8 protein-coding genes and 1 other RNA gene are annotated in these 11,170 nt (G+C 48.0%); 3 read left to right on the forward strand and 6 right to left on the reverse strand.

Annotation, left to right across the window (positions count from 1 at the left end):
- Positions 1 to 58: 58 nt before the first annotated feature.
- From QZ331_RS13725 to QZ331_RS13735, 3 genes are all read right to left on the reverse strand, one after another.
- Positions 59 to 697 carry a DedA family protein gene (locus QZ331_RS13725; protein WP_294631231.1) on the reverse strand — a complete coding sequence of 213 codons (639 nt, stop codon included), beginning with the start codon at positions 695 to 697 and terminating at the stop codon, positions 59 to 61.
- A 34-nt stretch (positions 698 to 731) separates the two neighbouring features.
- Entirely contained in the window at positions 732 to 2,174 is a 1,443-nt protein-coding gene (locus QZ331_RS13730) for a tetratricopeptide repeat protein (RefSeq protein ID WP_294631233.1), read from the reverse strand.
- Positions 2,175 to 2,279: 105 nt separating this feature from the next.
- Positions 2,280 to 4,022, reverse strand: a complete 1,743-nt coding sequence (locus QZ331_RS13735; protein ID WP_294631235.1) for a glutamine--tRNA ligase/YqeY domain fusion protein — start codon at positions 4,020 to 4,022, stop codon at positions 2,280 to 2,282.
- Positions 4,023 to 4,486: 464 nt separating this feature from the next.
- Between QZ331_RS13735 and QZ331_RS13740 the strand changes: the two genes are divergently transcribed.
- Both QZ331_RS13740 and QZ331_RS13745 read left to right on the forward strand, forming a co-directional pair.
- Positions 4,487 to 5,089, forward strand: coding sequence for a riboflavin synthase (locus tag QZ331_RS13740; RefSeq protein WP_294631237.1), 603 nt, complete (start codon positions 4,487 to 4,489; stop codon positions 5,087 to 5,089).
- 1 nt (position 5,090) lies between these two features.
- Entirely contained in the window at positions 5,091 to 5,636 is a 546-nt protein-coding gene (locus QZ331_RS13745) for a nitroreductase family protein (RefSeq protein WP_294631239.1), read from the forward strand.
- Positions 5,637 to 5,754: 118 nt separating this feature from the next.
- Here QZ331_RS13745 and QZ331_RS13750 read toward each other — a convergent pair whose 3' ends face one another.
- From QZ331_RS13750 to rnpB, 3 genes are all read right to left on the reverse strand, one after another.
- Complete coding sequence (locus QZ331_RS13750; protein ID WP_294631241.1) at positions 5,755 to 9,042, reverse strand: S41 family peptidase; 3,288 nt, start codon at positions 9,040 to 9,042, stop codon at positions 5,755 to 5,757.
- 58 nt (positions 9,043 to 9,100) lie between these two features.
- Positions 9,101 to 10,420 carry a YihY/virulence factor BrkB family protein gene (locus tag QZ331_RS13755; RefSeq protein ID WP_294631243.1) on the reverse strand — a complete coding sequence of 440 codons (1,320 nt, stop codon included), beginning with the start codon at positions 10,418 to 10,420 and terminating at the stop codon, positions 9,101 to 9,103.
- A gap of 20 nt (positions 10,421 to 10,440) precedes the next feature.
- Positions 10,441 to 10,803, reverse strand: an RNA gene (gene rnpB / locus QZ331_RS13760) — RNase P RNA component class A.
- Positions 10,804 to 10,901: 98 nt separating this feature from the next.
- Here rnpB and QZ331_RS13765 point away from each other — a divergent pair.
- The coding region (locus QZ331_RS13765) for an SH3 domain-containing protein (RefSeq protein WP_365976384.1) at positions 10,902 to 11,170 on the forward strand (269 nt) is incomplete at its 3' end.

An 11,170-nucleotide genomic window follows, 5' to 3' on the forward strand; every position in this document is an offset into this window, starting at 1 on the left:
AAAGTCGGGGCTTTGTGCATAAAAAAAGAGGTGTGCATTTTGACACACCTCCATTCTGTTACTTTTTCTTTATTCCTTTATAGATAAGGAAAGCAACGATAAATATGCCGATAGCAATAAATCCGTATCCTATTTCGTGGCTGTATTCGGATACTTTGGCGATAAGTTGCTCTTCGCTTTCAATACCAGGAACTTTTGCCAATTGATAACCGATGATAGCTAAAATCGTATTCCATAATCCGGCTCCCAAAGTGGTGTAGAGCAGGAATGTGGGCAACTTCATCTGAGCCAGCCCGGCAGGAATTGAAATCAATTGGCGAACGGCGGGAATCAGACGGCCGATAAAAGTGGAAAGTGCGCCGTGCTTGTCGAAATAGACCTCGGCATTGCGTACTTTGGCTTCATCAATCAGGCACATATGGCCGATGCGGCTGTTGGCAAACTTATAAACGATGGGACGACCCAGCCACTTTGCCAAGTAATAATTAATCAAGGCGCCGATGTTGGCTCCAATCGTGGCAAACAGAATGACCAGGTAAATGTTAAGCTCCTCATTGACGGCCGCTTTGTAGGCGGCAGGCGGGATGACTACCTCCGAAGGGAAAGGTATGAAAGAACTTTCGATGGTCATTAATAAAGTGATGGTCCAATAATTCAAATGGTCCAGACACCACTGGATAAATGCTACTGATTCCATGTTTTCTTAGGGATAGAGTTTACTAAATGATTATTTATTTTTCGTTCTTTTTGTTCTCTTTCTCCATGCGATTCAGTACTTCCTTCAATGTCAGTTTGTCTATACCTATGCATCTGGGATTGGTCAGCATATCGGTAATGATTTCCTGATCGAGTGGGTACTTGCATTCGCTGTTGTACTTGAAGAAATCTTCTATTTTGTTGTCCATCAGACTTATAATACTCATTTTTTCGGTTATCGTCTCATAATTCGGGTCGAGATCATAGACGGTCTTGTAGTATTCCCGGGCTTTATCGCGGTAATTGTTTTCCGAATATACGGCAGCTATCGTATAAATTGTCTCCACGCCGGGAATAAGCTCTAATGCTTTTTGGAAAGCTGCTTCGGCTTCCTCTTCTTTCCCTTCTGCCAGGAATAGTTTTCCGTCTGTCAGGTAGACGATTCCTTCGTTCGGATTTATCTTTCGCGCCTTTTCGCATAGCTGATGCGCCTCTTCAAATCTGCGGAGACTACAGAGGGCAAAGGCTTTGCTGGTGTAGGTATCTATCAGCAAGATGGATTCTCCGTCTCCTGCTTTTTCAAAACATTCGATTACCCGCGTGTAATAGTCGATGGCTTTCTGCCACTCTTCTTTGTTGGCATAGGATATCCCGATGAACATATAGGCCATCTCGGGGGGGATTGCCTTGTAGGTGATGGCTTTTTCGTAATTGGCAATGGCCTCGTCGGGATTGTTGAGGTAGAAGAAGCAGTGGGCCCTGTAGGAGTAGGCTTCGCCGTAGTGCTCGTTGGCTGCCAACGCAAAATCGCACGCTTCTATTGCTTTGTCCATTTTGTCTTGGATGAAGTAGCATTTGGCCAGTCCCATCCAGTAGGAGGCATTGTACGGGGCTTTGTCAATCAGTTGGTTGTAAGCATAAATGGCGTCTTCAAGCTGGTGGATGGCAAACAGGTAGTCGGCCTTCAGTGCTTGGAAGTCCGTTTCGTCGGCATATTGGGGCGCTCCCTTTTGGAGCCATTTTTCGGCACTGTCCGGGTATCCCAAGTCTAAGAAGAGATATACGATGTCGGTAATTGTGAGGAGGTCGGCATCGTTTTCCAATGTTTCCAACAGTTGGTCGGCTTCTTTCAGTTTTCCTTCGTTCAGCAGCAGTTCGGCTTTCAGCATTTTCACTTCGGCGGAATAGTCTTCATTGATGACGGCAGCTGCCTGCTTCGCTTTCTGCAACTGACGAGTGTCGAGATAGAGATAAGCCTGCTCCATCAGCAAATCGGTACTTTGCGGATGCAGGTTGAGTCCGTAGGTGATGGCCTCTTGCGCTTCGGCATATTTTAGTTCGGTAGCGTACCAGTCGGCAATGTCGGCCAATTGGTCGCCGTCCATATAGATTTGTCGGTTTTCCGCTTTCGCTGCTTCGTAGTTTGTGATTAGTTCCATCAGCTCTTTTCTGCTGGACGATGAATTTTTTCTTGCCATTTTGAATATTGATTTTTTTTGATTGCTAATATGGGGCTGTTACAAAAGTCTTTGATTCTCTTTTGTCACAGCCCCATTTTTATGAATACAAGCCGGATGGCCCGATTATTTGTTAAGTTTGCCCCAAGTGTCTTTCAAGCCTACTGTGCGGTTGAATACCAGTTTTTCGGGAGTGGATTCCTTGTCTATGTTGAAGTAACCGATTCGTTGGAACTGCAGATAGGAGAGGGGTGGCAGGGTTGCAGCGAATTTCTCTATGTAGCAGTTGGACAATACCTTCAAAGAATCAGGGTTGATGATTTCTTTCATGGCTTCCAGGGCGTCGCAGTTTTTAGCTTCGCGGATGGCTGCCAGTTCGTCGCGCGGGTTTTCTACTTTCCACAGGCGGTCGTACAAGCGCACTTCTGCCTGCATACAGTGGTTGCAGCTTACCCAGTGCAATGTTCCTTTTACTTTGCGGTTGGCATCGGGCATACCGCTACGGGTATTTGCGTCGTATTCGCAGTAAACCTCTGTAATCACGCCGTTCTCGTCTTTCTTGCAGCCTGTGCATTTCACGATGTAGGCGTTTTTCAGGCGTACTTCCTGTCCCGGTGTCATGCGGAAATATTTCTTGGGAGCGTCTTCCATAAAGTCCTCGCGCTCTATCCACAACTCGCGGCTGAACTCGATAAGGTGGCTTCCGGCTTCCGTATCTTCCGGGTTGTTGATGGCTTCCAGCTCTTCCACTTGTCCTTCCGGATAGTTGGTGATAATGAGTTTCACCGGATTGATGACTGCGGAGACACGGATGGCACGGCTGTTCAAGTCGTCCCGAAGGGAGCTTTCCAACAAGGCGATGTCGTTCAGTGCGTCGTAAGTGGTGTAACCGATTTTGTCAATGAATTTATGGATGGACTCGGGCGAATAACCGCGACGGCGGAAACCGCAGATGGTCGGCATACGGGGGTCGTCCCATCCGTTGACAAGACCTTCTTTCACCAAAGTGAGCAGGTTGCGTTTGCTCATCAGCGTATAGCTGAGGTTCAGTTTGTTGAACTCGGTCTGGCGGGGGCGGTTGTCGTTCAGGTCTTTGCCCTCTTTCAGCCAGTCGATGAAGAGGTCGTAGAGCGGACGGTGTACAACGAATTCGAGGGTACACAGCGAATGGGTCACTCCCTCGAAGAAGTCGCTTTGTCCGTGGGCGAAGTCGTACATCGGATAGGCTTTCCATGTAGTGCCCGTGCGGTGGTGCGGATGCTTTACTACCCGGTAGATAATCGGGTCGCGGAAGTGCATATTCGGATTTGCCATATCAATCTTGGCACGCAGAACCATTGCGCCTTCTTCAATCTCGCCGCTATTCATCTTCTTGAAAAGTTCCAGACTTTCTTCGATGGGACGGTTGCGGTAAGGGCTTTCCACACCCGGCTGGGTAGGAGTGCCTTTCTGCTTGGCAATCTCTTCGGAACTTTGCTCGTCGATGTATGCTTTTCCTTCCTGTATCAGACGGATGGCGAAATCCCATAATTGCTGGAAATAGTCGGAAGCGTAATATTCGTTTCCCCAATGGTAACCCAACCACTGGATGTCTTCTTTGATTGCTTCTACATATTCCACATCCTCTTTGGTGGGGTTTGTATCGTCGAAACGAAGGTTGCATACACCGCCATGTTTTTCCGCAATACCGAAATCAAGGCATATGGCTTTGGCATGACCGATGTGAAGGTAGCCGTTAGGCTCGGGCGGGAAACGTGTCTGTATTTTTCCGCCGTTCTTTCCCTCTTTCAAATCTTTCTCTACTGCCTGTTCTATAAAGTTCAGGCTTTTCTTTTCGCCTGCTGCTTCTTCGTTTTTTATATCTGTCATAACGATTGGTGTTAATACATGATTCAGGCTACAAAATTAGGATATTTTTTTCATTTAACCGGAATATAACCGCTCTTTTTCCGGAGAAATAAATATTTGCATATTTTTAAACAGAAATTAGCTCTCCTTAAAAATTAACCTTATATTTGCCAACTGTAATGGACAAGTGACGGGGGTTTTAGCCTCAAATGATAATAAATTCAAAGATTTTTCAAAAAGATGTTATATGACATATTTTGGAATTTGGATAGTATTGGTAAAAGCCCCTATCTTTGCGCCGTTATCCTGAAAACAATCTTTTTACCTTAAAAAAAACTAATACCTATTGAAAACTGAAAAAGGAGCTTTGTGAAAAGCCCCTTTTTTTATACTTCGATTTTCTTTCCTGCCGGCTTATTTGTATCTTTGACCCCTAATAGATAAAAAACTTTTAAATCGTAAACAGTAAAATCGTAAATTACATTATGTTTTCCGGAATCGTAGAAGAATATGCTACCTTAGTAGCACTGGTGAAAGACCAGGAGAATATACACTTTACTTTTAAGTGTTCGTTTGTGGGTGAATTGAAAATCGACCAGAGTGTTGCTCACAACGGCGTATGCCTGACGGTGGTGAGTCTGACGGAGGATACGTACACGGTGACTGCCATGAAGGAGACGTTGGAACGCTCTAATCTCGGTGTGCTGAAAGTGGGGGACAAGGTGAATGTGGAACGCAGCATGATGATGAACGGACGTCTGGACGGACACATCGTGCAAGGACACGTGGACCAGACCGCAACCTGCACCGACATCAGCGATGCGGAGGGAAGCTGGTATTTCACTTTCCGCTATACGTTTGACAAGGAGATGGCGAAGCGCGGATACATCACAGTGGATAAAGGCTCGGTGACGGTGAACGGCGTCAGCCTGACAGTATGTAATCCGACGGATGATACTTTCCAGGTGGCTATTATCCCATATACTTACGAGCATACTAATTTCCATACTTTTGAAATTGGCAGTGTGGTGAATATCGAGTTTGATATCATAGGCAAGTATATCAGTCGGATGATTCAGTATAAGTAGGATGGAGCATAGCGAATTTTTGCAATTGGTGCTTTCGCGGCAGAGCGACCGGGCGTATGACAAGGAACGCCCGGTGGAAGCGGAGAAACTGGAACGAATCATTGAAGCGGGACGGTTGGCGCCTTCCGCCTGTAATGCGCAGCCGTGGAAGTTTGTGGTAATCACCGAGCACGAATTGGCTTTGAAGATTGGCAAAGCGACGGCGGGACTGGGAATGAATAAATTTGCCAAAGATGCTCCCGTGCATATCCTGATTGTGGAAGAGTCGGCCAATATCACTTCCCTGCTCGGCGGGAAAGTGAAGAACAAGCATTTTCCACTCATTGATATCGGAATTGCTACCGCCCATATCACGCTGGCTGCCGAAAGCGAAGGTTTGGGGTCGTGTATCTTAGGGTGGTTTGACGAAAAGGAAATAAAACGTTTGGCGGGAATTCCCGCTTCCAAACGCCTGCTGCTGGATATTGCGATAGGGTATCCTGCCAAAGAGAAACGGAAGAAAATGAGGAAGCCGAAGGAGAAGGTGGTTTCTTACAATCGCTACTGAATAGGGGAGGCTGTTCCTGACGGCAGGATACGAATAACGCGGATTTCACGGTTTTTGATTGTTTTCATACCGTGGAATCCGCGTTGTTTTTTTGGGGGGGTATCTGCTTGTCGCAGGTTTATTTTTTCTTGTCAGACAGTTCCTTCAGCAGATGGTCTACTGCTGCTTTCAACTGGGCGTCTTCGCCTTTCAGGCTCGCTTCCGGTTCGTTGTAGACAAGGATGTCCGGCTGCAAAGTTCGATTTTCGAGGTAATTGCCTTCCATATCCATACAGCCTACTTGCGGGATACCGAATACGATAGACGGGTCTATCTGGCGTTCCCACCATACGGCGGTCATGGTTCCGGCAACGGGGGCACCTACCAATTTTCCGATACCTAAGGTTTTGTAGACGTGGGGCGTGCCGTGGGCGTTGCTGTAATTATCTTCACAAGTCAGCATACACGAAGGTTTCAGCCATTTGTTGAACGGGTCGCTGCCGATGTATTGTCCGCGCGGAACGAAGCGCTGGTATTCTTTGCCGTTGAGCAGTGTCACCACGTCGTCATGCAACCATCCGCCGCCGTTGTGACGGGTGTCTACGATGACTGCTTCTTTGTTGCGGTAGCGTCCTAACAGTTCGGAATACATCTGGCGGAAGCTGGGGCTGTCCATTCCTTTGATATGTACGTAGGCAATGCGGCCGCCGGAAAGTTCTTCTACCTTGCGGGCACAACGTTTCACCCAGCGTTTGTAGAGCAGCTCGTTTTGGGCTCCGTAGCTGATGGCTTTTACGGTCTCTTCAAACCGTTTCTTGGTAGCCGGGTCGTACACGGTAAGGATGACTTTGCGTCCTACTTTGCCTTCGAACAACGGGAAATAATCTGCGTTGGCTTCAATAGCTTGTCCGTCTACTTTTTCGATGATGCATCCTGCTTTGACGTCTGTCTTTTTCTGAGCTAAGGGGCTTTGTGCCATTATCTCTTTGATTTTCAGTCCGGCACCGTCGTAAGACTCGTCATAGAATACGCCTAAGGTAGCTGTAGGCATGGCATATCCTCCTCCGCCGTAGCGTGCTCCGGTGTGCGAAGCGTTCAGTTCGCCGAGCAGTTCGCTCAGCATTTCGGCAAAGTCGTAATTGTTGTTGATGTGGGGTAGGAAGCGTTGGTAGGCCTCTTTGTATCCTTTCCAGTCGGTACCTTGCAGGTTGGCAACGTAGAATTTATCGTTCACCTGCTGGCAGACGTGGTCGAAGATGTAGGCGCGTTCGTCGTAAGGACGGTGGTCGAAAAAGGCTTCGAAGTGAATCGGCGTGATTCTGTTGCCGGCAATTTCGATTTTTTTCAGTTGTCCGCCTGTGCACATAAAGATGTTTTTCCCCTCTTTGTCGGGTATCAGTGCACCGCCGCCAACACCTTTGAGCAAGATGCGGGTGGTGTTCTCTTTCAATTTATGCTCCCACAAATCGTAGCCGCCTTCAAAGGCTGCCAGGTAATAAAGGGCGTCGCCCTTCGGGGTGAGGACGGCATCGCCTAAGCGGGAAGAGTTGACGGTGAGACGTACGATGCGGTCGAAACGGTTTTCGAGGTCGAAAGTAAGTGTTTTTGCGGCTTCTTCTTTTTCTTTTTTGTCCGTGTCGTCTTTCTTGCCGTCTTTCTTGTCCTTCTTCTTGTCGGCTTTTTCTTTTTCAGCCTTTTCCTTTTTCTCTTTCTCCGCTTTTTCTGCTTTCTCCGCCTCTTCGAGTAAAGCGAGGTCTTCTTTGTTCATCAGGAAACGGTTGTAGGCTTCTGCGTCGAAGAACATGATGTAAGTATCGCTTTCGCTTCCCCAGCTACCGTGGCTGCGGTAGCCGGCACGGTCGCTGTTCCATATCATGGCTTTTCCGCCGAGCACCCATTTGGCGTTGCTGTCGCCGTATCCGCTTTCGGTGAGGTTCACCATTTCACCTTTTCCGTCGGCTTTCAGCAGTACGACATCTTTGTTGTTCCAGCCGCCTACGCCGATGAAGTCTGAAAGAATCCACTTGCTGTCGGGGCTCCATTGGAACCACTGGTCGCCGTCTGCATAGGAGTATTGGTATTGGCTTTCCATGACGGTGCGCACTGCTTTGCTTTTCAGGTTGATGATGCGGATGGCAGTACGGTTTTCGAGGAAGGCGATTTCTTTGCCGTCGGGGCTGAACTGCGGTTGGAAGGAAGCGACGTTGGATTTTGTAAGACGCTCTTCCTTCAACTCGGTGGCATAGGTGAACTGCTTTTCCTCCTCACGCACGATGGTCGAGGTGTACAACTGCCACAATCCGTTACGTTCGGATGCATACACCAATGTTCGTCCGTCAGGCGAGAAGCTGAGGTTGCGTTCTTGGTCGGGAGTGTTGGTGATTTGTTTGGTTGTCTTGTAATCGATGGAGGTGACATATACATCGCCGTGCATGATGAAGGCAATCTCTTTTCCTTTGGGAGAGACAGCGATGTCGGTAGCGCCGTTCGTTCTGATTTGGCGGATGATGTCTTTATCGTTTCTGTCAGACAGGATGGCGATGTTCACCTTCTGCGGCTTTTTGCCCGGGGCGAGTGTGTAGATTTCGCCGTTGTAGCCGTAGCAAAGTTTACCGTCGGTGGCTATGCTTAAAAAGCGTACCGGATGTTTGGTATGGAAAGTCACCTGCTTGGCGGCAGTAGCTCCGGGAGTACGTTGGAATACGTTGAAAGAACCTTTTTCTTCGCTCAAGTAGTAGAAGGATTTTCCGTCGGGAGCCCATACCGGTTCGCGGTCCTCACCACCGAAATTCGTTTGTTTTTGATAAGCCGGTGTCTTTCCGGGAGCGTACATCCAAATGTCGCGGGCGATAGGGGAGACCTGGTGCTTGCGCCAGTAATCTTCATATCCCTTCTTGTCTTGATAGAGCATATGTCCCTCTTTATTGATGGAGATGCATTCCATCGGCATGGACGAGAACATGACGGGACGTCCGCCTGTCACGGGTACTTCGTAAACCTGTTGGAACTGTCCGGAAGGAAATCCTGCATCTTCGGCGGCAGGAGTGATGTTGGCAGTAAACAGGATGTGCTTGCTGTCTTTGTAGGCAATGGGCTTTTCGTTGCCCGAGTGGGTGGTCAGCCGTTGCGGAACGCCGCCGTCTTTGGATACGGTGAAAACATCCAGGCTTCCCATACGGTCGGATGCAAAGGCGATTTGCTTGCTGTCGGGGCTCCATACGGGGTTGGTGTCGAAGGCGGGATTGGTCGTGATTTGTGTTGCCCGCCCGCCTGTGACCGGCACCGTGTAGATGTCTCCTTTGTAGGTGAAGGCAATGGTAGTCCCGTCCGGCGAGAGAACGCAGTTACGCATCCATAGCGGAGCTTCTTGTGCCGCGATTGCCCCTGCAAAGCATAAGGCAAAAGCATTGAGTAGTAGTTTTTTCATTTTTTTGTTGATATAATTGTGTTTAATTTCAATTCTTGCGTTTTAAGGCGATGCTTGTTTACAAATCTTTCAGTAATACGTTGCTTGCCTTTTTATAATATTCCTCCCTAGATTCGGTCAGCACTTTCCATTCGTCGCTGAACTCTTCGTCTTTGTCAATCTTGAAGTTCTCCGAGCCGTAGGTATCCAGTCGGTCGAGCAGAATGGCTACATTCAGTTGATTGATATCCATTGACGGCTGATAGCCGATTTCTTCGCTTTTTGCATCCGTCACCACTTCGTGAATCAAATGTATCTCTTGCAGTTGATAAAGTACTTGATTGGTGAGCCGTATCGGTATCTGATGCTCTTCCGATAGTTTCAAGGCAGTGTAGGGCGATTGGTTCTTTTCAAATCTTTTGGCTATGAGAGACATGATAAGAAGAGAGATAAAGTCGCGGTAACGCCGGCTGATGTTCCGGGTGTCTTGGTCGAAGCTGAAACTTTGGATGTTCTGTCCCGCATAGGTCAGTTCGGCTCCAAACAGGCAGATGGTCCAGGAGGTTTGCAACCAAAGAAGGAATAGGGGTAGGGCGGCAAAACTACCGTAGATGGCATTGTATTTTGATACCCACAACTGGCTGTTGATGTAGAGATACTGAAAGGTCTGGTAAGCGGTTCCCGCCAAGATTCCTGCGATAAGCGCGTGCCTGATTTGTACTTTTGTGTTGGGCATGAAGATGTACAGCCCCGTGAACATCAGCCAGGTCAGGACGAAGGGAACAAGACGTATCAGGAATTTCATGATAGGGGCCAGCAGCACGAAGTCGTTCATCTGCTTGAGCATGGTGCTCATGAAAATGGAAAGACCGCCGGAGATGACAATCAGAATCGGCATCAGCAGGAACATGGAGAAATAATCCGTAATCTTGCGGTACATGGAGCGCGCTTTCTTCACTTCCCAAATACGGTTGAAGGTGATTTCGATATTGCTCACCAGGTTAATCACCGTCCATAACAGCATTATCAGACCGATTCCGATGAACACCCCGCCTTTGGTTTGCGAAAGATAGGAATCGACGAACGAGAGGATGGTTTCTGTTGTCTCCGTGTTTCCTCCGAATCCGTTGCGCAACTGATGTTCCACTAAATTGTCGAACCCGAATCCGCGTGCAACGGCAAACAGGATGGCGAGCATGGGAACGATGGCAAGCAGTGTGCTGTATGTCAGAGCTGAGGCCTTATTTGCCATCCGGTCTTTGGTGAACCGGTTGATACAGAGATAAATGGTTTTGATGATGTTGTAGAGCGAGAATTTTGTCCGTGTCACTTCGCCTTCCGTAATGCGCCAGATGTCATACGTAAGGAACCTCCATATATCCGTGATTTTTTTCTTCATGGCTCCGAGTTTTTAAAAGAAAAAGCAGTCAGCCTGTAAGCCGAGTTCTGTACCCTATATAAATAAGGTGTCTGTCATTTATCTGAGTGGCGTGTCACCACGACACTTTAGCGGTCTACCCTCCGACATGGAGCGAGCAACTCTCATAACGCCGGTTTACATGACCTTACAACTCCTAAGACGCACAGCCCGATATGTCACCATACGGCTGGTAGGCTCTTACCCCACCTTCTCACCCTTACCTCTCCCCGAAAGGAGGGGCGGTTGTTTTCTTCTACGTTACTCTACCCTCGCGGACAGCTTTCTGTTAGGAAGTAGGATGCTCTGTGTTGCCCGGACTTTCCTCCTGCACAAATTATGCACGCGACAGACCGGCCAACTGCTTTAGGCTGCAAAAGTACGTCATTTATTTTGTTTTATCTAAAGAATAGACCATAAATAGAAATAATTTCTACCTTTGCCGGTAAGAAAATAGGATTTTATGAAGAAAAACGCTCTCTTTTTATGTTGTATCTGGGCAATTTCCGCCCTAAGTATGAAAGCGCAGGAAATACCTCCTCTGTCGGCCGATTCGACCTACGGGGTTGTGCAGGTTTCGGTTTGTAATGTGCGTGAAGAAGGTAAATTCACTTCCGGAATGAGTACGCAGGCTTTGTTGGGAATGCCTGTCAAAGTGCGTCAGTATACCGGTTGGTACGAAATTCAGACGCCCGACGATTACACCGGATGGGTGCACCGTATGGTCATCAC

The sequence above is a fragment of the uncultured Bacteroides sp. genome, from assembly GCF_910586915.1.
GTDB lineage: Bacteria > Bacteroidota > Bacteroidia > Bacteroidales > Bacteroidaceae > Bacteroides.